Source organism: Mycobacterium sp. ST-F2, assembly GCF_001905655.1.
Classification (GTDB): Bacteria; Actinomycetota; Actinomycetes; order Mycobacteriales; family Mycobacteriaceae; genus Mycobacterium.
In genome coordinates this window covers 74,325-94,038 of the sequence record NZ_JMHT01000003.1, presented here as the reverse complement: position 1 = coordinate 94,038, position 19,714 = coordinate 74,325, and the positions used below count along the sequence as shown (strand labels likewise).

Annotated in this window: 21 protein-coding genes; 3 read left to right on the top strand and 18 right to left on the bottom strand. The window is 68.4% G+C overall.

The genetic code is table 11. The annotated features are described in order from the left end of the window. Positions 1–8: 8 nt before the first annotated feature. The 7 genes from EB75_RS01355 to EB75_RS01325 all read right to left on the bottom strand — a co-directional run bounded on the left by EB75_RS01355 (position 9) and on the right by EB75_RS01325 (position 6,260). Positions 9–239 carry a 4Fe-4S dicluster domain-containing protein gene (locus tag EB75_RS01355; protein WP_073693689.1) on the bottom strand — a complete coding sequence of 77 codons (231 nt, stop codon included), beginning with the start codon at positions 237–239 and terminating at the stop codon, positions 9–11. After that, positions 236–976 (bottom strand): GntR family transcriptional regulator, encoded by a 741-nt coding sequence (locus EB75_RS01350; protein ID WP_073693688.1) that lies wholly within the window; start codon positions 974–976, stop codon positions 236–238. Before EB75_RS01350 ends, EB75_RS01355 begins: the two co-directional genes overlap by 4 nt. A 254-nt stretch (positions 977–1,230) precedes the next feature. Continuing rightward, positions 1,231–3,480 (bottom strand): molybdopterin-dependent oxidoreductase, encoded by a 2,250-nt coding sequence (locus tag EB75_RS01345; RefSeq protein WP_073693687.1) that lies wholly within the window; start codon positions 3,478–3,480, stop codon positions 1,231–1,233. Between the two features lie 64 nt (positions 3,481–3,544). Next, positions 3,545–4,084 (bottom strand): hypothetical protein, encoded by a 540-nt coding sequence (locus EB75_RS01340; protein ID WP_073693686.1) that lies wholly within the window; start codon positions 4,082–4,084, stop codon positions 3,545–3,547. A gap of 2 nt (positions 4,085–4,086) precedes the next feature. Beyond that, positions 4,087–4,554, bottom strand: a complete 468-nt coding sequence (nusB, locus tag EB75_RS01335) for a transcription antitermination factor NusB (protein WP_073693685.1) — start codon at positions 4,552–4,554, stop codon at positions 4,087–4,089. Continuing rightward, positions 4,547–5,110 (bottom strand): elongation factor P, encoded by a 564-nt coding sequence (efp, locus tag EB75_RS01330; RefSeq protein ID WP_073693684.1) that lies wholly within the window; start codon positions 5,108–5,110, stop codon positions 4,547–4,549. The genes nusB and efp overlap by 8 nt, the downstream gene beginning before the upstream one ends. Before the next feature lie 28 nt (positions 5,111–5,138). After that, positions 5,139–6,260 (bottom strand): M24 family metallopeptidase, encoded by a 1,122-nt coding sequence (locus EB75_RS01325; protein WP_073693683.1) that lies wholly within the window; start codon positions 6,258–6,260, stop codon positions 5,139–5,141. Positions 6,261–6,293: 33 nt separating this feature from the next. On the opposite strand from EB75_RS01325, the gene EB75_RS01320 reads away from it, so the two are divergent. After that, positions 6,294–6,863, top strand: coding sequence for a B-4DMT family transporter (locus EB75_RS01320; RefSeq protein WP_073693682.1), 570 nt, complete (start codon positions 6,294–6,296; stop codon positions 6,861–6,863). Positions 6,864–7,006: 143 nt separating this feature from the next. Next, on the top strand, positions 7,007–7,354 hold the full coding sequence (locus tag EB75_RS01315; RefSeq protein WP_073693681.1) for a hypothetical protein: 348 nt from the start codon (positions 7,007–7,009) through the stop codon (positions 7,352–7,354). 7 nt (positions 7,355–7,361) lie between these two features. Here EB75_RS01315 and aroB read toward each other — a convergent pair whose 3' ends face one another. The 9 genes from aroB to alaS form a co-directional block, all read right to left on the bottom strand. Continuing rightward, positions 7,362–8,453 carry a 3-dehydroquinate synthase gene (gene aroB / locus EB75_RS01310; RefSeq protein WP_073693680.1) on the bottom strand — a complete coding sequence of 364 codons (1,092 nt, stop codon included), beginning with the start codon at positions 8,451–8,453 and terminating at the stop codon, positions 7,362–7,364. After that, on the bottom strand, positions 8,446–9,087 hold the full coding sequence (locus EB75_RS01305; protein WP_073693679.1) for a shikimate kinase: 642 nt from the start codon (positions 9,085–9,087) through the stop codon (positions 8,446–8,448). The genes aroB and EB75_RS01305 overlap by 8 nt, the downstream gene beginning before the upstream one ends. A gap of 4 nt (positions 9,088–9,091) precedes the next feature. Further along, complete coding sequence (gene aroC, locus EB75_RS01300; protein WP_073693743.1) at positions 9,092–10,285, bottom strand: chorismate synthase; 1,194 nt, start codon at positions 10,283–10,285, stop codon at positions 9,092–9,094. 43 nt (positions 10,286–10,328) lie between these two features. Next, positions 10,329–10,823, bottom strand: coding sequence for a GNAT family N-acetyltransferase (locus tag EB75_RS01295; RefSeq protein WP_073693678.1), 495 nt, complete (start codon positions 10,821–10,823; stop codon positions 10,329–10,331). Beyond that, positions 10,820–11,263, bottom strand: a complete 444-nt coding sequence (locus EB75_RS01290) for a prepilin peptidase (protein WP_073693677.1) — start codon at positions 11,261–11,263, stop codon at positions 10,820–10,822. Before EB75_RS01290 ends, EB75_RS01295 begins: the two co-directional genes overlap by 4 nt. 196 nt (positions 11,264–11,459) lie before the next feature. Next, positions 11,460–12,236 carry a shikimate dehydrogenase gene (locus EB75_RS01285; RefSeq protein WP_073693676.1) on the bottom strand — a complete coding sequence of 259 codons (777 nt, stop codon included), beginning with the start codon at positions 12,234–12,236 and terminating at the stop codon, positions 11,460–11,462. Continuing rightward, entirely contained in the window at positions 12,233–13,504 is a 1,272-nt protein-coding gene (locus EB75_RS01280; RefSeq protein ID WP_073693742.1) for an endolytic transglycosylase MltG, read from the bottom strand. The genes EB75_RS01285 and EB75_RS01280 overlap by 4 nt, the downstream gene beginning before the upstream one ends. A 14-nt stretch (positions 13,505–13,518) precedes the next feature. Next, the gene (gene ruvX / locus EB75_RS01275) at positions 13,519–14,010 is read right to left on the bottom strand and encodes a Holliday junction resolvase RuvX (protein WP_142239355.1); all 492 of its coding nucleotides are present in this window, start codon (positions 14,008–14,010) and stop codon (positions 13,519–13,521) included. A 23-nt stretch (positions 14,011–14,033) separates the two neighbouring features. Then, complete coding sequence (gene alaS, locus EB75_RS01270; RefSeq protein ID WP_073693674.1) at positions 14,034–16,721, bottom strand: alanine--tRNA ligase; 2,688 nt, start codon at positions 16,719–16,721, stop codon at positions 14,034–14,036. Positions 16,722–16,873: 152 nt separating this feature from the next. Here alaS and EB75_RS01265 point away from each other — a divergent pair, with 152 nt between their 5' ends. After that, positions 16,874–17,491 (top strand): hypothetical protein, encoded by a 618-nt coding sequence (locus tag EB75_RS01265; protein WP_073693673.1) that lies wholly within the window; start codon positions 16,874–16,876, stop codon positions 17,489–17,491. Here EB75_RS01265 and EB75_RS01260 read toward each other — a convergent pair. Together EB75_RS01260 and EB75_RS01255 are read right to left on the bottom strand one after the other, a co-directional pair. Beyond that, positions 17,488–18,816, bottom strand: a complete 1,329-nt coding sequence (locus tag EB75_RS01260) for a replication-associated recombination protein A (protein WP_073693672.1) — start codon at positions 18,814–18,816, stop codon at positions 17,488–17,490. The genes EB75_RS01265 and EB75_RS01260 overlap by 4 nt on opposite strands. 34 nt (positions 18,817–18,850) lie before the next feature. After that, a complete protein-coding gene (locus tag EB75_RS01255; protein WP_073693671.1) occupies positions 18,851–19,687 on the bottom strand; it encodes a DUF3097 domain-containing protein in 837 nt (278 codons plus the stop codon). Positions 19,688–19,714 lie beyond the last annotated feature (27 nt).

Sequence of the window (19,714 nt, the reverse complement as noted above, 5' to 3'; positions counted from 1 at the left end):
GAGGGTCCTTAGCGAATGAGATAGGGCATGTTGACGGAGACGGCGCCGGTCGGGCAGCGGACGGCACACGGGCCGCAGTACCAACACTCGTCAACGTGCATGTAGGCCTTGCCGTTGTCAGGATTGATTGCCAGGGAGTCCAGCGGGCACACGTCGACGCACAGGGTGCAGCCCTCGATACACAGCGACTCGTCGATGGTGACCGGCACGTCGGCGCGTTGGTTGTTGACCAGCGTCATGATTCACTCCGTAACAGGTTGCCGCGCATGGTGATTCGGTCACCACGCAAACGGATGTATTCGAGGTCGACGGGACGCCCGTCGTCGAGGGTGGTGAGCCGTTCGAGCATGAGGATCGCTCCACCGGCCGGGATGTCCAGGGTGGCTGCGGTGTGCGGGTCGGCCGAAACCGCTTCCAGCGCAATGTCGGCCGAGCCCAAACGCCGTGCGGTGACCTGCTCGATCAGCGCGAACACGTCGTTGGTCTCCAGCGAGTGCTCGAGCACCGCGGCACCGATGTCGGGCACCAGGTAGGTCAGGTCCAGGCTCAGCGGCAGGTCGCCCAGATAGCGCAGCCGCTCGATGAAGACCACCGGTTCGCCCGGATTCAGCCGCAGTCGGCGGGCCACTGCCGCGGGGGCGGGCAGTTGTGTCGCGGCGCGGACCTCGTTGCGGACCTCGCCGAAGTCCTTGAAGGTTTCCTTCAGCCCGACCAGTGCATGCAGACCGTGGTCGTACTTGCGCTGCGCCACGTGCGTGCCGACGCGCGGCCCGCGGTCGATCACCCCGTCGGCCTTGAGGATCGCCAGGGCCTCGCGCACGGTGTTGCGCGACACCGAGAACTCGGCGACCAGGTCGGCCTCACCGGGCAGGCCGTCGGAGTAGACGCCGTCGCGCACCTGGTGGCGCAGCACGTCGGCCACCTGGCGGGCGCGGTCGGCGCGCCGGCGCAGCGGCGTCGGGGAGGACTCGGGCATGCGGTTGAACCTAGGGACCGCCGCGGGTCAGGTCTGCACCCGCAAAACGGGTGACTCGACGGTACCTGCATTGCGCCGCCTTGCCACAGGCTTGACCTGGGCAAATACCCATTTCAACCACCATTGCGCCACCTCGGAAACGCCAGGTAGTTCGAATCTCGATGAATCGAACCGCGTTCAGTTGAGATTGCGATGACGCAGGGAAAGTTCGAGTAGCGGTCTGCGTAGACGCACAGTCAACGCGCAGCCGGCGTCTAACTCCCCGCCGCGCTCACCGTCACCGGAATCCCGTTGAGCGCGCCGTTGCCCGACGGCTCGTCGATGAAGTCCGGCAGCGACAGGATGTTGGTGTTCACCCCGGGCGACGCGTTGGCGATGCCCAGCCGGGTGCCCGGCCGACCGTGACCCCAACCGTGCGGCATGGACACCACGCCCGGCTTGATGGCGTCGGTCACCTCGACGGGGACGACGATCTTCCCTGCACCGGAAGCGACTTCGGCATTGTCGCCGTCCGCTATGCCTCGCAAAGCAGCATCCCGACTGTGCATCAGCAGCGTGCAGCGGTCGCGGCCCTTCATGAGCGCGCCGACGTTGTGCAGCCACGAGTTGTTGGACCGCAGATGCCGCCGGCTCACCAGCACCAGCTCATCGTCGGAGCGGTCCAGCCGTGCAGCCAGCCGGGGCAGGTCGTCGAGCAGGTACTGCGGCGCCAGCCGGACCTTCTTGTCGGCGGTACCCAGAATCTCGGGCACCCGAGGCACCATGGGGCCGTAGTTGATGCCGTCGGGATGGGCCTTGAGCTTCTCGAGCGTCAGGCCGTCGGGGTTCTCGCCGTACCGGTCCCCGAACGCCGCGGTACGCAGTGTCAGGTCGAGCATGCGCTCGGGGCCGCCATGGTCGTACTTCGCGCGGATTTCGGCGCCGTCGAGGCCCTGGGTGAAGCACAGGTAGTCGAACCAGCCGTCGTCGAGCGCGGCGACGTCGACGTCCTCGGCCGGGGTACCGGTGCACAACCCGGTCAGCCGGATCAGGATCTCCCACTCCTCCGGCGCGTCCGGGTCCTCACGATGGAACACCGGCGGCGAGTAGCGGGCGAAGCTGTTGATCGCCGCGCCCAGCAGCAGGTCGGCGGAGTGCGCCTGCTCCAGACACGACGCGCCGGGCAGGATGACGTCGGCGTGCCGGGTGGTCTCGTTGAGCCACAGGTCCACCGAGATCATCGCGTCCAGGCCCGGCAGCGCCTCGTCGAGCTTGTCGCCGCCCGGTGTCGAGAGCACCGGGTTGCCGGCCACCGTGATCAGGGCCTTCAGCTGGCCCTCACCCGGCGTGACGATCTCCTCGAGCATGCACGAGACCGGCACCTGGCCCATGACCTCCTTGGCCCCGCGGACCCGGGTCTGGTAGCGGCCGAAGTTGGCCGCCCCGTCCTCCAGCCCCGGGATGGTCTGGCTGGTGACGGTCCACGCGGTCGGTGTCGCGAACATCGCGCCCCCGGGGACGTCGAAGTGGCCGGTGACGATGTTGACGACGTCGATCAGCCAGCTCGCGAGGCTGCCGAACTCCTGATTGCAGGTGCCGATGCGGCCGTAGACGACGGCCCGCGGCGTGCCAGCCAGCTCACGGGCGAGTTCCCGAATCCGGACCGCGTCGATTCCTGTTGCGGCGCTGACTCTTTCGGGCGACCAGTCGGCCACTGCCTTCTGCAGGGCGTCCACCCCGTCAAGGTGTTGCGCGACCGCGCCGAGATGGACCAGCCCTTCGTCGAACACCGTATGGATGACGCCCAGCAGCAGCGCCGCGTCAGTGCCCGGCGTGATGGGCAGCCACTCGTCGGCCTTGGCGGCGGTCTGGGTCCGCACCGGGTCGATCACGATGACCTTGCCGCGCTTACGGATTCCGCTGATGATGCCCATGATGTCGGGTGCGGCCAACAGCGAGCCCTGCGACGCCGCGGGGTTGGCGCCCATCACCACGAGCAGGTCGGTGCGCTGCAGGTCCGGGGTCGGGAAGGCCCACCAGCTGCCGTACATCAGGTGTGACGACAGGTTCTTCGGCCACTGGTCGATGGTGCCCGGCGAATAGGTGATCGGCATGCCGGACAGGCCGAGCAGGATCGCCGCGTACCGCGACAGCGAAAACGAGTGCGCCAGAGGGTTTCCGGTGTACGCCGCGACGGCGCCGATACCGTGCTTCGCGATGACCGGCGCCAGCAGCTCGGTGCAACGACGGAACGCGGTGTCCCAGTCGACCTCGTGCCACTGCCCGTCGACCTTGATCATCGGCCGGCGGATGCGGTCGGGATCCTCGTGCAGGGCGCCCAGCGAGGCGCCCTTCGGGCAGATGTGGCCCGCGCTCCACTCATCGGCCTTGTTGGGCCGGATACTCGCGACCTTGCCGCCCGACACCTGAATCTCCAAGCCGCACATGGCTTCACAGAGGCAACAGGCGTGCAGATGCAGTCCGTCTTCGCCGACCTCGGCGATCACTCTCGGCTCGGTTCCCATCGTCCGACTGTAACGGCGTTACTGAGACGTGGGTCACGAATTCTCCCGATGTCCGGGAGACGGGCTACAAGGCGTGCGAAAGCTCGCGGCCGAACTGCAGCAGCCGCTGCATCTGGGCCAGCCCGCCGTCGTCGACCGACTTGGTGTACCGGAACGACTCACAGAAGAAGTCGCTGTCGATGGCCGACTTCTGCCGGCTGCGGGTGATCAGCTGGGTGTACATCCGCAGCCGGACCTCGGCCAGGCGCCGCGTGCCGTCGGCCAGGACCTCGAACTGCGTGGTCAGGATGTGGTCGGTGATGGTCGAGAGCAGGATGGTCCGCACCGAGGTGTCCAGTGTCCGGCGCAGGTGTTCGTCGTCGCCGTTCTCGTCGTCGTCGGCGCGCCACATGATCAGCCGCTCGCCATCGGTGAGCACGACCTCCTGCCACACGGCGTCGCCCCAGGATTCCTCGGACGCGCCGCGCGACATGATGAACGACTTGATGGACCGGAAGTCGACCACCGACCGCAACTGTTCGAGCGCCAGTTCCGGATCACGCAGGTAGACCTTCGCCGCGTCCTCGACACTCGAGTACGGCGCCCAGTCCTGCGGCTCGTCCATGGCTACTCGCCCCGGACCGCCGCTGCCGCTGCGCGGATCTGCGGCGTCACCAGCATGACCTGGCCGAGAACCCCGTTGACGAAACCGGGTGATTCGTCGGTGGACAGCGTCTTGGCCAGTTCGACAGCCTCGTCGACAGCGACCGGCTCCGGCACGTCGGTCGCGTGCAGCAGCTCCCACACCGCGACGCGCAGAATCGCACGGTCCACGGCGGGCAGGCGCTCGAGCGTCCACCCCTGCAGGTGGGCAGAGATCAGGTCGTCGATGTGCGCCGCATGCTCGGTGACGCCGTTGGCGACGGTCACGGTGTACGGGTTCAGGACCGAGACCTCGGGGTCGCTGTCGGCGATGGCGTTGCGCAGCTTGGCGCCCTCGGCCGCGGTGATCCCGCGGGCCTCGGCCTCGAACAGCAGGTCGACGGCGCGCTTGCGCGCCTGGTGCCGACCTTTATCGGAGCGACGGTCAGGCATTGACCCGACTGATGTAGCTGCTGTCGCGGGTGTCCACCTTGAGCTTGTCGCCGATGTTGATGAACAGCGGGACCTGGATCTCGGCGCCGGTCTCCAGGGTGGCCGGCTTGGTGCCGGCGTTCGAGCGGTCGCCCTGCAGGCCCGGCTCGGTGTGCGCGACGACGATGTCGATGCTGACGGGCAGTTCCAGGTACAGCGGTGCGCCGTTGTGGAACGCGATCTGCACCTGCAGGTTCTCCAGCAGGAAGCCGGCGGCATCACCCACGAGGGCCTCCGGCAGCGGGTGCTGCTCGAAGTCCTCGGCGTCCATGAAGACGAAGTCGCTGCCGTCGCGGTACAGGTAAGTGGCGTCCCGACGGTCGACGGTCGCGGTCTCCACCTTCACGCCGGCGTTGAAGGTCTTGTCGACGACCTTGCCCGACAGCACGTTCTTGAGCTTGGTACGCACGAAGGCCGGCCCCTTGCCGGGCTTGACGTGCTGGAACTCGGTGATCTGCCACAGCTGGCCCTCGATGTTGAGGACAAGACCATTCTTGAAGTCGGCGGTAGATGCCACGGTCGGTACTGCTCCTAGCTCTCTGTCATCAGAGGATGGCCAGTTCCTTGGGGAACCGGGTAAGTAACTCGGGTGTGGGTGTCTTGTCGCTGCCCAGGGCCGCTGGTCGAGCGAAGCGAGGGGACACAACCAATGTGTCCTCGATTCGGACGCCGCCCCGGCCGGGCAGGTAGACACCGGGCTCCACGGTGACCACAGAGCCAGCAAGCAGTGTACCGGCGGCGGCGGAGTTGATTCCCGGCGCTTCGTGAATCTGCAACCCGACCCCGTGCCCCAGCCCGTGGGAGAACTGCTCGGCGTAGCCGGCATCGGCGATGACCTGCCGCGACGCCCGGTCCACGGCCGACAGCGTCGTACCCGGCACCAGCGCCTCGCGGCCCGCCCGCTGCGATGTCGCGACCAGGTCATAGATGTCGCGTTGCCACTGCGCCACGGGCGACAGCACGAAAGTCCGCGTCATGTCCGAGTGGTAGCCCTCGACCAGGGCGCCGAAGTCGATCTTGACGAAGTCACCGGCCGCGAGCACCGCGTCCGTCGGGCGGTGGTGCGGAATCGCGGAGTTGGCGCCGGTCGCGACGATCGTCTCGAACGACGGACCGTCGGCGCCGTGGTCCCGCATCCGTGATTCCAGTTCGCGGCCGACCTCCTTCTCGGTCCGGCCGGCCCGCAGCCCGCCCGAGGAGATCAGGTCGTGCAGCGCGGCGTCGGCAGCCTCGCAGGCCAGGCGCAGGATCGCGATCTCGCCGGCGTCCTTGACCTCACGGAGCGTCTCGATGATCCCGGGCGCGCGGACCAGTTCGAGGTCCCCGCTCACGCGCTGCAGCGCCGCGTGGGCGTCGACGGTCATCACATGGCTTTCGAAACCGAGCCGCCGCACCCCGGCGGCTTCCGCGGCGCGCACCAACGCCGGCGCACAGGCCCGCTCGATGACGATCTGCGCGTCCGGAGACTGCTGCGCAGCCTGAGTTCTGTACCTCCCATCGGTGGCCAGCACCAGAGTCTCCCCATGAGTGGGAATCAGCAGCGCGGCATTGGAACCGGTGAACCCGGACAGATAACGCACGTTGACCAGGTCGGTTACCAGAATCGCGTCCAGCTCGGCGGCTGCCAGATGCCGACGCAGAATGTGGCGCCGGTGGGAAATTGTCACGATATGTGACGCTACTCGCTACGCTGTCTGCTCATGAGTAAGTGGTTGCTGCGCGGAATCGTCTTTGCGGCGTTGATGGTGATCGTCCGATTGCTGCAAGGCGCGATGATCGGGGCCTGGGAGAAACAGTCCCTGTTGATCAGCGTGACGCTGGTCGTGCTGTACATCATCGCCGCGTTCGCCTGGGGCGTGCTCGACGGCCAGAACGACGCGAAGGCGCAGCCCGACCCCGACCGCCGCGAGGACCTCGCCATGGCGTGGCTGGTCGGCGGCCTGTTCGCCGGCGTCGTCAGCGGCTTCGTGGCCTGGCTCATCGGGCAGCTCTACGACAACATCTACGTGGACGCGCTGGTCTCCGAGGTCACGACATTTGCCGCGTTCACCGCGCTGATCGTCTTCGTGGGTGGCGTCTGCGGCGTGTCGCTCGGCCGCTACCTGGTCGACCGCAACGCCCCGCCGCCTCCGAAGCACGACCACGCAGGCGAGAACGAGCGCACCGACACCGACGTCTTCGCCGCCGTCGCTGTCGCGGTCCCCGTCGAAGGTGAAGAAGGCAACACCGAGATCATCGAGACGACTCCCAAGACAAACCCGCAGTCCTGACACTCGCAGACAAGAATCGCGGCCAGTCATCAGACTGGCCGCGATTTTTTTTCGCGAAAAAGTTGTAAGACTCGCGCGGCGTCACTGCTCCTACCTGTGAGAGCGGCTCAACCGGAGCCGCAAACCTGAAGTAGGAGCACCTCATGAACCGCAATCGCACGAAGTCCGTCATCGCCGCAGCTGCCCTGGCGATGATCTGCCTGGGCACAGGAACCGCGCAGGCCGCGTCGTCACTCGACACGACGAGTGACGCGGCGGGCGTCACGGTCCACATCAACTCGACCGGGAGCGAAGGCCTGTGCTTCTACTCCGCCGAGCCGTGGTTCGGCTGGAAGTCGGTCAAGCCCTTGCCGGTGTACAAGGTGCCGTTCCAGCTGCAGGCAGGCCAGAGCCACAACCTCTGGTTCCCGGGCATTCAGACCGGTACGACGTGGAAAGCCAAGGTCGAGTGCCCTGTCGGCGGCACCGACTATTTCAATCCCGTCTACTGAGCGCGGCTCAGTCTTTCGCCACCACCGAGTAGGCCGCGGCCAAGAGCGAGGGGTCCGGGCCTTCCAGACGGCCCGGCTTGGCCAGCCCGTCGAGCACCACGAAGCGCAGCACGCCGGAGCGGGTTTTCTTGTCCCCCGCCATCGACTCCAGCAGTTGCGGGAAGGCGTCGGCGTCGTAGCTGACCGGCAGGCCCAGTGCGGTGAGCACGCGGCGGTGCCGGTCAGCGGTGTCGTCGTCGAGGCGTCCGGCGAGCCGGCCGAGCTCGGCGGCGAACACCAGGCCCACCGACACCGCGGCACCGTGGCGCCACTGGTAGCGCTCACGCCGCTCGATGGCGTGCGCGAGAGTGTGGCCGTAGTTGAGGATTTCGCGCAGTGCCGATTCCTTCTCGTCGGCGGCGACCACATCGGCCTTGACGGCGACGGCGCGACGGATCAGCTCGGGCAGCACGGTTCCGGCCGGGTCCAGCGCGGCCTCGGGATCGGCCTCGATCAGGTCCAGGATCACCGGGTCGGCGATGAAGCCGGCCTTCACGATCTCGGCCATGCCGGCGATGATCTCGTTGCGCGGCAACGACTCCAGCGTCGCGAGATCGACCAGCACCGCCAGCGGCTGGTGGAAAGCACCGACCAGGTTCTTGCCGGCGTCGGTGTTGATGCCGGTCTTGCCGCCGACCGCGGCGTCGACCATGCCGAGCAGGGTGGTCGGCACGTGCACGATGTCCACGCCGCGCAGCCACGTGGCCGCGGCGAACCCGGCGACGTCGGTGGCCGCGCCACCGCCGAGGCTGACGATGGCGTCCTTGCGGTCGATCCCGATGCGCCCCAACACTTCCCAGATGAAGCCGACGACGGGCAGTTCCTTGCCCGCCTCGGCGTCCGGGATCTCGATGCGGTGCGCGTCGATCCCCTGGTCCGCCAGGTAGCTCCGGATCGCCTCGGCGGTCTGGGTCAGCACGGGTTGATGCAGGATGGCGACGCGGTGCCGTCCCTGCAGCACCCGACCGAGGTCACCGAGCAGCCCCGTCCCGATGATCACCGGATACGGCCGGTCAACGTTCACGTTCACAACTACAGGGTCGACGACAGCGTCAGTCACACTGCGAGCCTTTCAATCGTTTCGCCAGTGCCGCAGGGCTCGGCGGGGCCTCGTTGGTCGGTCCGGGGTTCAGGACGGTGGGCAGCCGGCGCCATGCCGAACGGCGGCGGCGACGGGAGTTCTCGTCGCTGCGCGGCTGTTCGAGCCGGTGCACGATGTGGCGTACCACCGCACCGGGATTGCGCCGGTTGGTGTTGACCCGGAGCGTGGCGACCTCCCGGTAGAGGGGCACGCGCTTGTCCATCAGTTCCCGGTATCTGGCCGCCGGATCATCGCCGGCGAGCAGCGGGCGGCCACTGCCCGCGGTACGCCGAACACCTTCTGCCACACTGATTTCCAGGTAGATGACGGTGTGTCCGGCAAGCAGTTTCCGCACCTCCGGGGTGGTCACCGCGCCGCCGCCGAGCGAGACGATGCCGTCGTGTTCGGCGAGGGCGGCGCGGATGACGTCGGCTTCGATCTTGCGGAACGCCGGTTCACCTTCGCGGAAGATCTCGGGGATGCTGCGGCCGGTGGTCTCGACGATCTTGATGTCGGTGTCGAGCAGCGGCACCTGCAGCGCCTTGGCCAACCGCCGACCGATCGTCGACTTGCCGGAACCGGGCATGCCGACCAGAACAGCCTTGGGCGCCATCCTGCTATCCGGACATCTGCGGTTCGCGCTCATGCACCGCACGCAGGTAGTTCTCGACGTTGGCGCGGGTCTCGGCCAACGAGTCGCCGCCGAACTTGTCCAGCGCGGCGCGGGCCAGCACCAGGGCCACCATGGCCTCGACGACCACGCCGGCGGCCGGCACCGCGCACACATCGGAACGCTGGTGGATGGCGACGGCCTCTTCGCCGGTGGCCATGTCGACGGTCGCCAGCGCACGCGGGACCGTCGAGATCGGCTTCATCGCGGCGCGGACGCGCAGCGGCTGGCCGTTGGTCATACCGCCTTCCAGGCCGCCGGCGCGGTTGGTGGAACGCATCACGCCGTCGGGTCCGGGGTACATCTCGTCGTGGGCGACGGTGCCGCGGCGCCGCGCGGTCTCGAAGCCGTCACCGATCTCGACACCCTTGATGGCCTGGATGCCCATCACCGCGGCGGCCAGCTGACTGTCCAGCCGGTTGTCGCCGCTGATGAACGAGCCGAGGCCGATGGGCAGTCCGCTGACCACCACCTCGACCACACCACCGAGGGTGTCGCCGTCCTTCTTGGCGGCTTCGATCTCGGCGATCATGGATTCCTCGGCGGCCTTGTCGAAGGCCCGCACGGGGCTGTCGTCGATGGCCTCGAGATCCGCGGCCCGCGGCACCGGGCCGTTGTACGGCTCGGAGGCACCGATGGAGATGACGTGCGAGACGACGTCCACGCCGAGGGCCTGCTTCAGGAACGCACGAGCGACGGTGCCGGCCGCGACGCGAGCTGCGGTCTCCCGCGCGCTGGCCCGCTCCAGGACCGGACGGGCGTCGTCGAACCCGTATTTGAGCATGCCGGCGTAGTCGGCGTGACCGGGCCGGGGCCGGGTCAGCGGGGCGTTGCGCGCCACATCGAGCTCAGCCGGGTCGACAGGGTCGGAGGCCATGACGGTCTCCCACTTGGGCCATTCGGTGTTGCCGATCTGGATGGCGATGGGGCCACCGAGCGTCTGACCGTGGCGAACGCCGCCGAGCAGCGTGACTTCGTCCTTTTCGAACTTCATCCGGGCACCGCGGCCGTAGCCGAGGCGGCGCCGCTGCAACTGCGTGGCGATGTCGTCGGACGTCACCGAAAGCCCGGCCACCATGCCTTCGAGCATGGCCACGAGGGCGCGGCCGTGAGATTCACCTGCTGTGGTCCATCGCAACACGTGTCCCATCCTCCCATGAGGGGGTTTACCGGCTGAAATCTCCTCAGCGCAGGCTGCATTGCAGCAGCACGGTGTCGATGTCGCGGCCGTGCTTGTGGCCGACCTGTCGCAGCCTCCCGGCGTCCTCGAAACCCAGCTTCTGGTGCAGCGCGATCGACGACGGGTCGCCGCTGTCGGCGATCACCGCGATGACCTCACGGACGTCCGCGGCGCGCGAGGCCTCCAGCAGCGCGCCCAGCAGTTCGCTGCCGGCACCCTGGCCGGTGGCCCATGGCGCCAGGTAGATCGAGTCCTCCACCGTGCCCTGATAGGCGGGCCGGTCTTTCCAGGGCAGGCAGTACGCGTACCCCGCGACCTTGCCCTCGCGCTCGACCACCAGGAAGGGGAAACCGGCAGCGGCGACCTTGGCGAACCGCTGCTGCCACTCGTCGTCAGTCGGCGCCTCCAGCTCGAACGACGCCACGCTGTTCACGACGTAGTGCGCGTAGATCTCGGCGATGGCAGGCAGGTCGGCGGTCGTGGCGGGGCGGGTGCTCATGGTGCGGGTAACGCTAGCGCGACGGCCGCCGCGCTGGCGACGCACATCGACGGGCCGTGCGGCACGGTCCGGCTGTCGTGCCTCAGCAGCACGACCACCGCATACGCCGCGCTCAGCAGCGGCGCTCCGATGGCCGCCAGCACCCACACGTCAGCGCCGAACATGCCGGTCAGCGCGCCCAACCCGAGCGCGAGCTTGACGTCACCGCCGCCCATCGCGCGTGGGCTGAGCACATGGATCACCAAGTACATGCCGAACAGGGCTGCGGCCCCGGCCAGCGCGGCGGAGCCCCGGCCGCTCACCACGCCCGCTGCCAGGAGCGCCCCGGCGCCGGGGAGCGTGAGCCAGTTCGGCAGCCGTCGTTCCCGTAGGTCGTAGAAACTCAGTGCGGTCATCCAAATGCCAATAACTCCGGCCCCAACGACGTTGCCAGCCCCCATCTTTCGAGGCTAAAGGCGCCGCGTGGGGCGTACCGACACGAAATTGCGCCATAGCTGCAGGCTCAACCACCTCCACAGCCAAACACGCGTTGACCCTCACATGAGGGCACGGTCTACTCGAACTTTTACGCCATAGCCGCAGGCTCAACGCTCACGAGCCAATTGCTTGTCGAGTGCGCAGCATGCACCCCAACTCTCAAGACGCCGCCAGCGCTGCTGCCATCGCCTCGCGCGGCGCGGGCATCCCGGTGAACTGTTCCACCTGCGCGAAGGCCTGGTTCAGCAGCATCTGCAGGCCACTGATCACCCGGCCACCGGCCGCGGCAACAGCAGCAGCCAGCGGCGTCGGCCACGGGTCGTAGATGGCGTCGAGCAGCACCGCGGTATCGGCCACCGTGTCAGAGAATTCCGCCGCGACACCGGCGGGCAGCGTATTGACCACCACGCCAAGGGAATTCAGCGGTTCACCCAAGGCGACCCACTGGGTCTTGACGCCCAGCTGCTCCCCCAGCGTCACCAACGACGCAGCCTTCTCCGCGCTGCGGGCCACCACCGCAATGTCCGAAATCCCCAGCTCCACCAGGGCCACCAGCGCCGCGGGCGCGGTACCACCGGACCCCAGCACGGCTGCCGCGCCCGACACCTCACCGAGCGCGCCAACCACACCGTCGACGTCGGTGTTGTCGGCCCGCCACCCGCTGTCAACGCGCACCAGGGTGTTGGCCGAGCCGACCAACTCAGCACGCGCGGTGCGTTCCGTGGCGAAGCGCAGCGCCGCGAACTTGCCGGGCATGGTCACTGAGACGCCGACCCACTCCGGGCCGAAACCGCTTACCAGGTCCGGCAATTGGGCCCCCGTGCACTCGATGCGATCGTAGGTCCAGTCGGTGAGGCCGAGCTCGCGGTAGGCCGCCAGGTGCAGCTGCGGCGACCGCGAATGTGCGATGGGCGAACCCAGGACTGCGGCTCTCATCGGGCGCTGTCGAGCACGCCGTTGCGTTTGGCGAGCTCGATGCTGGCCAAGTGCTGCTGGTAGTCGCGGGTGAACACCGTGGTGCCCTGCAGATCGATGGTCACGAAGTACAGCCAGTCCCCCGGCGCCGGGTCCTGCGCCGCGACCACCGCGGGCTGACCGGGCGAGCAGATCGGCGTCACCGGAAGTCCTTCGCGCACATAGGTGTTCCACGGCGTCGGCTGCTCGCGGTCGGCGTCGGTGGTGGCGACTTCCTGCCGGTCCAGCGGGTAGTTCACCGTCGAGTCGAACTGCAGCCTGCGGTGATCAACGGTGGCCAGCCGGTTGTAGATGACCCGCGCCACCTTGGCGAAGTCCGCCGGGTTGGACTCGCGCTGCACGAGCGAGGCCACGATGAGGATCTGGTACGGCGTCATGCTGGCGGCCGCGCCGGCGTCGAGCAGGCCGCCCTGTTCGTACTGGCGGCCACTCGAGCTGATCAGCCCGGCCAGAATCGACTCCGGGGTGCCGGCCGGGTCGACGTTCCAGGTGCCCGGCGCGATGAGACCCTCGATACGACGGTGATCGGCGCCCAGCGCCTTCACCGGCCCGGCCGCCCAGCTGGGCACCATCAGCGCCGAGACATCGGCAGCACCGGCGGCCTTCTTGAGGTCCGCGGCGGATACACACTTTTTCTTGCCGTCCAGGTCGACGCACGACGCCGCCGAGATCAGGCTGAAGATGCCCTGGTTGATCTTGTTGGTCTTGACGTCGCTGGTGTCGTCGAGCTGGCGGCCCTCCGGAATCACCAGCCGGCCGACCCGATTGTTCTTCTCGGTCAGCCGCGACACCGCACTGGCCGCCGAGATCTCGGTCCGCATCTTGTAGAAGCCCGGCTGGATCTCGGTCATCGCCTTGTTGCCCTCGGCGGCCTGGACGAACGTCTTCACATTCGCCACCACGCCGTGGTCGAGCAGCGTCTGCCCGATCGCGGTGGTCGAGTCGCCGCCCCGCACCTCGATGACCAGGTCGTTGCCGCCGTCGCCGGAGTAGTCGTTACCCGACCCGAAAATGCCGTGCCACAGCCGCGAACCGAGGAACACCGCGCTGACCACGACGACGATGAACACCGTCAGCGCCGCGATGCTGCGACGACGGCGGCGCTTGCGGTTCCGCTCGGCACGGGCGCGCTCGGCGCGGCTCATACCGCGGCGGGGGCGGCCCACCGATTCCGGCTTGATCCGGGTGCTGCCCCACTCGTCGTCGTCATCGGGGGCGTCCGGGCTCATGTCCTCGGCGGGGCTCACAGGTCGCCCGCCTCGGCCCGCTCGCGCGCGGCCAGCACCGTCCGACGCATGTCCAGCCAGTTCTGCAGGATGCCGACGGCTGCCACCTGATCGATCATCTGCCGCTGGCCTTTCGCACGCACTCCGGCCTCGCGCAGCGATCGCTGCGCGGTGACCGTCGTCAACCGTTCGTCGGCCATCCGCACCGGCGTCGGGGCGACCCGGACCGCCAGGGCATCGGCCACCTCGATCGCATCCCGCGCCGAGGTGCTCGACTTGTCCTTCAGTGTGCGCGGCAGGCCGACGACGATCTCGACCACGTCCTGCTCACCGGCCAACCTCACCAGCCGGGCCAGATGCTTGTCGGTCTTGTCGCGGCGCACCGTCTCCAGCGGCGTCGCCAGGATGCCGTCCGGGTCGCAGGTGGCGACACCGATCCGCACGGTGCCCACATCGATGCCGAGCCGCCGACCACGGCCGGGGTCGGCGGCACCGGGGCGGTCGGGCATGCGATCGGCGGTATCGGCCAAAGCTAGCTCCGGCCCAGCTCAGCGCGTAGCGCGGCCAGACCCGCGTCGATACCCGCTGCCTCCTTGCCGGAACCCTGTGCCAGATCGGCCTTTCCACCACCACGACCACCGACGGCGGCGCCCAGCTGCTGCACCAGTTCGTTGGCCTTCAAACCGAGGTCCTGCGCGGCGGCGTTGACGGCCACCACGTACGGCACCGATTCACCGGAGTCGGCGATCAGCGCGATCACCGCCGGCTCCGAGCCGAGCTTGCCCTTGATGTCACCGGCCAGGGTCCGCAGGTCACCGCCGGAGAACCCACCGGCCATCCGCTGCGCGACGACGCGGACCTTGCCGATCACCTCGGCACCGGCCGCGGCGTTGGCGGCGGCAGCCTTGGCACCGGCCAGCCGGACCTTGTCGAGTTCCTTCTCGGCGGCCTTGAGCTTCTCGACCAGGGTGGCCACGCGCGCGGGCACCTCTTCCGAGGGCACCTTCAGCGACGATGCCAGGCCGGCCATCAGGGCACGTTCCTTGGCCAGATGCCGGAACGAGTCGAGCCCGACATACGCCTCGACGCGACGCACACCCGAACCCACCGACGACTCGCCGAGGATGGTGACCGGGCCGATCTGCGCCGAGCGCTGGACGTGGGTACCACCGCAGAGCTCCATGGAGAACGGTCCACCGATCTCGACGACGCGGACCTCATCCGGGTAGGACTCGCCGAACATGGCCATGGCGCCCATCGCCTTGGCCTTCTCCAACTTCTCGTTGAAGGTGTGCACCTCGAAGTCGGCCTGCACCGCCTCGTTGGTGACCTCCTCGACCGCAGTGCGCTGCTCGTCGCTCAGCGCGCCCTGGTAGTTGAAGTCGAAGCGCAGGTAGCCTGGACGGTTCAGTGAGCCGGCCTGAACGGCATTGGGGCCCAACACCTGTCGCAGCGCGGCGTGCACCATGTGGGTGCCCGAGTGGCCCTGGGTGGCGCCGTGGCGCCACGTGGGATCGACCGCGGCCGTCACGGTGTCGCCTTCGACGAACTCGCCGGACTCGACGTTGATGGTGTGCACCCACAGCGACTTGGCGATCTTCTGCACATCGGTGACCGCGGCCTTGGCGGTGGCCGAGGAGCCGGTGCCCGTGATGGTTCCGGTGTCGGCGATCTGGCCGCCCGACTCGGCGTACAGCGGCGTCCGGTCCAGAACGAGCTCGACGCGGTCGGAACCTTCGGTGCCGTGCGTCACCACCGGAACCCGCTTGCCGTCGACGAAGATGCCGAGAATCCTTGCCTCGGAAGTCAATTCATCGAAGCCGGTGAACTCGGTAGGGCCGGCGTCGACCAGGTCGCGGAAGGCGGACAGATCGGCGTGCGCGTGCTTGCGGGCCGCGGCGTCGGCCTTGGCACGTGCGCGCTGCTCGGCCATCAGGCCACGGAAGCCCTCTTCGTCGACGGACAGGCCGGCTTCGGCCGCCATCTCGAGCGTCAGCTCGACCGGGAACCCGTAGGTGTCGTGCAGCGTGAAGGCGTCACTGCCGGAGACGACGGTCTTGCCGGCGGCCTTGGTGGCCGCCGCGGCATCCTCGAACAGCCGCGAACCCGCCGCGAGCGTGCGGTTGAAGGCGGCCTCCTCGGCGACCGCGATGCGGTTGATCCGCTCGAAGTCGGTGACCAGCTCCGGGTACGACGGACCCATGGTGTCGCGCACAGTGGCCATCAGGTCGCTCATGATCGGCTGCTCGACACCGAGCAGCTTGGCGGCCCGGATGATGCGGCGCAGCAGGCGGCGCAGCACATAGCCACGGCCTTCGTTACCCGGGGTGACGCCGTCGCCGATGATGATCGCGGCAGTGCGGCTGTGGTCGGCGATGACGCGGTAGCGCACGTCGTCAGCGTGGTTGCCGGCACCGTAGCCGCGGGGCGCGATACTTGCAACCAGGTCGATCACCGGACGGACCAGGTCGGTCTCGTAGACGTTGTCGACGCCCTGCAGCAGGCACGCGATGCGCTCGACACCCATGCCGGTGTCGATGTTCTGGCGTGGCAGCGGGCCGAGGATTTCGAAGTCGGTCTTGCTGGTGCCCTCGCCGCGCTCGTTCTCCATGAACACGAGGTTCCAGATCTCGATGTAGCGGTCCTCGTTGGCCTCGGGGCCACCGTCGATGCCGTACTCGGGACCGCGGTCGTAGTAGATCTCCGAACACGGGCCGCAGGGTCCCGGAATGCCCATGGACCAGTAGTTGTCGGCCTTGCCGCGGCGCTGGATGCGCTCGGGCGGCAGGCCGGCGATCTCCTCCCAGAGCCCGATGGCCTCGTCGTCATCGAGATAGACGGTGGCCCAGAGCTTTTCGGGATCGAAGCCGTAGCCGCCCTCGGACACCGGGTTGGTCAGCAGATCCCAGGCGAGCGCGATGGCGCCGCGCTTGAAGTAGTCGCCGAACGAGAAGTTGCCGGCCATCTGGAAGAAGGTGTTGTGCCGGGTGGTGATACCGACCTCGTCGATGTCCGGTGTGCGGATGCACTTCTGGACGCTGGTCGCCTTGTCGTACGGCGGGGTGCGGTCGCCCAGGAAGTAGGGCACGAACTGCACCATTCCGGCGTTGACGAACAACAGGTTCGGATCGTCCAGGATCACCGATGCGCTCGGCACCTCGGTGTGGCCCGCTTTCACGAAATGATCGAGGAATCGTTTCCTGATCTCGTGTGTCTGCACGTGCTGTTGTCCTTCTGTTGTCCGTCTGGGGACCGGATAGTTGCCCGCATAACAGTACCGGTCGGCCTTGTGCCCAGCGCCGCCGCGGCGGACAGTTGTCTCTATCCGGTGGCGCCACCGGAGCGCCGCCCTGAACAAAGAGGGGGTGGACCGTGTTCGCACGTTCTACCACGATGATGGCGAGCCCTGATCAGATCGATGCCGGCGTCGCCTATATCCGCGACGAGGTCATGCCGGTGCTGCAGGAACTTCCCGGTTCCGTCGGCCTGTCCCTGATGGTCGACCGGGGCACCGGCCGGTGCATCGCCACCAGCGCGTGGGAGTCCGAGGACGCCCTGCATTACAGCGCCGGAGAGGGCCGCCGGCTCCGCAATCTCGCCGCCGAACGCTTCGGCGGCGGCGCCCCGCTGGTCGAGGAGTGGGAGATCGCCGTCCTGCACCGTGAGCACGGTAACGGCGCGTGCGTGCGGGCCACCTGGCTCACGGTGCCGCCGGATCTCATGGAGGCCGGCATCGACTACTACCGCGACACCGTGCTGCGGCAGATCGAGCACCTGCCCGGGTTCTGCAGCGCCAGCCTGCTCGTCGACCGCGGCTCGGGCCATGCGGTGTCGTCGGCGTCCTTCCGCACCCGCGAGTTGATGGAGGACTACTGGGAGCAGGCCACGGCGCTGAAGGTCGAATCGGTGCAGGCCGCCGGGGCGTCGGAGATCGCCGATTGCGCATTCGATCTGGCGATCGCCCACCTGCGGGTGCCCGAACTGGTCTAACGCTTGCGCCGGATGATGGCGCGCAGCTTCTCCAGGCGGCCGCCGATCTCGCGTTCCGCCCCGTACGGGGTGGGCCGGTAGTAGTCGACGCCGACCAGCTCATCGGGTGGATACTGTTGCGCCGCAACACCACCCGGGTGGTCGTGCGCGTACTTGTAGCCCTGGGCGTGGCCGAGTGCGGCGGCGCCGGCGTAGTGCCCGTCCCGCAAATGTGCGGGCACCATGCCGGCCTTGCCGGCCTTGATGTCGGCCATCGCCGCCCCGAGGGCGACGGTGACGGCGTTGGATTTCGGCGCCGTCGCCAGGTGCACCGTCGCGTGGGCCAGGGTGAGCTGGGCCTCCGGGAGCCCGATGAGCTGCACGGTCTGCGCGGCGGCCACCGCTGTCGGCAGCGCGGTCGGGTCGGCGATGCCGATGTCCTCGCTGGCCAGGATCATCAGGCGGCGCGCGATGAACCGCGGGTCCTCCCCCGCGGTCAGCATCCGGGCCAGGTAGTGCAGTGCCGCGTCGACGTCCGAGCCGCGCACCGATTTGATGAACGCGCTGACGACGTCGTAGTGCTGGTCACCGTCGCGGTCGTAGCGCACGGCAGCCTTGTCGAGCGACTGCTCGATGACTTCAATGGACACCGGCCCGTCTCCGGCCGTCTCTGCGGCGACCTCCAGCGCCGTCAGCGCCCGTCGGGCATCACCTGCCGACAGCGTCACCAGCAGCGCGACGGCGTCGTCGTCGACCTCGACGGCACCGCCCAGGCCGCGCGGATCGGTGATCGCCCGCTGCACGACGGTCCGCACGGCGTCGGCCGTCAGCGGTTGCAGCTGCAGGATCAGCGACCGCGACAGCAGTGGCGCCACCACCGAGAACGATGGATTCTCCGTGGTCGCCGCCACCAGCAGCACGACGCGGTTCTCCACGGCGGCCAGCAGGGCGTCCTGCTGGGTCTTGGAGAAGCGGTGCACCTCGTCGATGAACAGCACGGTCTGACGGCCATGGACGGCGCTGCGCCGGGCCTCGTCTATCACGGCACGGACGTCCTTGACGCCGGCCGACAACGCCGACAGCGCCTCGAACCGGCGCCCGGTGGCCCCGGAGATCAGCGACGCCAGCGTGGTCTTGCCGGTGCCGGGCGGCCCGTAGAGGATGACGCTGGCCGCGCCCGAGCCCTCGACGAGGCGGCGCAGCGGCGACCCCGGCTTGAGCAGGTGGTCCTGGCCGACGACCTCGTCGAGGCCGGCCGGCCGCATCCGCACCGCCAGGGGTGCCTGGGTGGGGACGCCGGCCGACACGTCGGGGTCGCCCCCTACATCGAACAGCCCGTCAGACACGGTTCAGGCTTACCACGCCGCACCGACCGGTGGTTCAGTCGGCAGGTGCGGTCACGAAGTCGATGAGCTCCTCGACCCGTCCGATCAGCGCCGGCTCCAGGTCGTTCCAGTCCCGCACGCGGCCGCGGATGCGCTGCCAGGCCTGCGCGATGTCGGCCTGCTCGGCGTGCGGCCAGCCCAGTGCGTCGCACACGCCGTGCTTCCACTCGATGCCGCGCGGAATGACCGGCCACTTCTCACGACCGATCCGGGCCGGTTTGACGGCCTCCCAGATGTCGATGAACGGGTGGCCCACCACCAGGGTGTGCTCGCCGCCTGGGCCGCGCCGCACCTGCTCGGCGATGCGCGCCTCCTTCGACCCCGACACCAGGTGGTCGACCAGCACACCGAGCCGACGGCCCGGCCCCGGCTGGAACTCGCGCACGATGGCGGCCAGATCGTCGACACCGCCGAGGTATTCGACGACGACGCCCTCGACCCGCAGGTCGTGGCCCCACACCTGTTCGACGAGCTCGGCGTCGTGACGGCCTTCCACGTAGATGCGGCTGGCCAGTGCGGTGCGGGTCCGATGTCCTTGCACCGCAACCGAACCCGACGCGGTGCGGGTGGGGGCGGCAGGCGCGGTGCGCTTCGGCGCGGTGAGGATGACGGGATTGCCGTCGATCAGGTAACCCGGGCCGATGGGAAACGGCTTGCGGTAACCGTCGAAGTCTTCGAGGACCATCCGGCCGTACTCGACCGAGATGACGGCGCCAACGAAGCCCGTCGTGGCGCACTCGACCACAAGCCCCTTCTCGGCGGGCTGCTCGGTCGAACGCTTCCTGGCGTTCGGGTTGCGGGCCAGCACATCGGATCCGTATCGGTCGCTCACGGCACCGATCCTAGAAACCCAGATCCG

Coding starts and splice junctions, on each gene's coding strand:
- EB75_RS01355 (WP_073693689.1), bottom strand. CDS start 239: ATGACGCTGGTCAACAACCAACGCGCCGACGTGCCGGTCACCATCGAC.
- EB75_RS01350 (WP_073693688.1), bottom strand. CDS start 976: ATGCCCGAGTCCTCCCCGACGCCGCTGCGCCGGCGCGCCGACCGCGCC.
- EB75_RS01345 (WP_073693687.1), bottom strand. CDS start 3,480: ATGGGAACCGAGCCGAGAGTGATCGCCGAGGTCGGCGAAGACGGACTG.
- EB75_RS01340 (WP_073693686.1), bottom strand. CDS start 4,084: ATGGACGAGCCGCAGGACTGGGCGCCGTACTCGAGTGTCGAGGACGCG.
- nusB (WP_073693685.1), bottom strand. CDS start 4,554: ATGCCTGACCGTCGCTCCGATAAAGGTCGGCACCAGGCGCGCAAGCGC.
- EB75_RS01320 (WP_073693682.1), top strand. CDS start 6,294: ATGAGTAAGTGGTTGCTGCGCGGAATCGTCTTTGCGGCGTTGATGGTG.
- EB75_RS01315 (WP_073693681.1), top strand. CDS start 7,007: ATGAACCGCAATCGCACGAAGTCCGTCATCGCCGCAGCTGCCCTGGCG.
- EB75_RS01305 (WP_073693679.1), bottom strand. CDS start 9,087: ATGGCGCCCAAGGCTGTTCTGGTCGGCATGCCCGGTTCCGGCAAGTCG.
- EB75_RS01295 (WP_073693678.1), bottom strand. CDS start 10,823: ATGAGCACCCGCCCCGCCACGACCGCCGACCTGCCTGCCATCGCCGAG.
- EB75_RS01290 (WP_073693677.1), bottom strand. CDS start 11,263: ATGGGGGCTGGCAACGTCGTTGGGGCCGGAGTTATTGGCATTTGGATG.
- EB75_RS01285 (WP_073693676.1), bottom strand. CDS start 12,236: ATGAGAGCCGCAGTCCTGGGTTCGCCCATCGCACATTCGCGGTCGCCG.
- EB75_RS01280 (WP_073693742.1), bottom strand. CDS start 13,504: ATGAGCCCGGACGCCCCCGATGACGACGACGAGTGGGGCAGCACCCGG.
- ruvX (WP_142239355.1), bottom strand. CDS start 14,010: ATGCCCGACCGCCCCGGTGCCGCCGACCCCGGCCGTGGTCGGCGGCTC.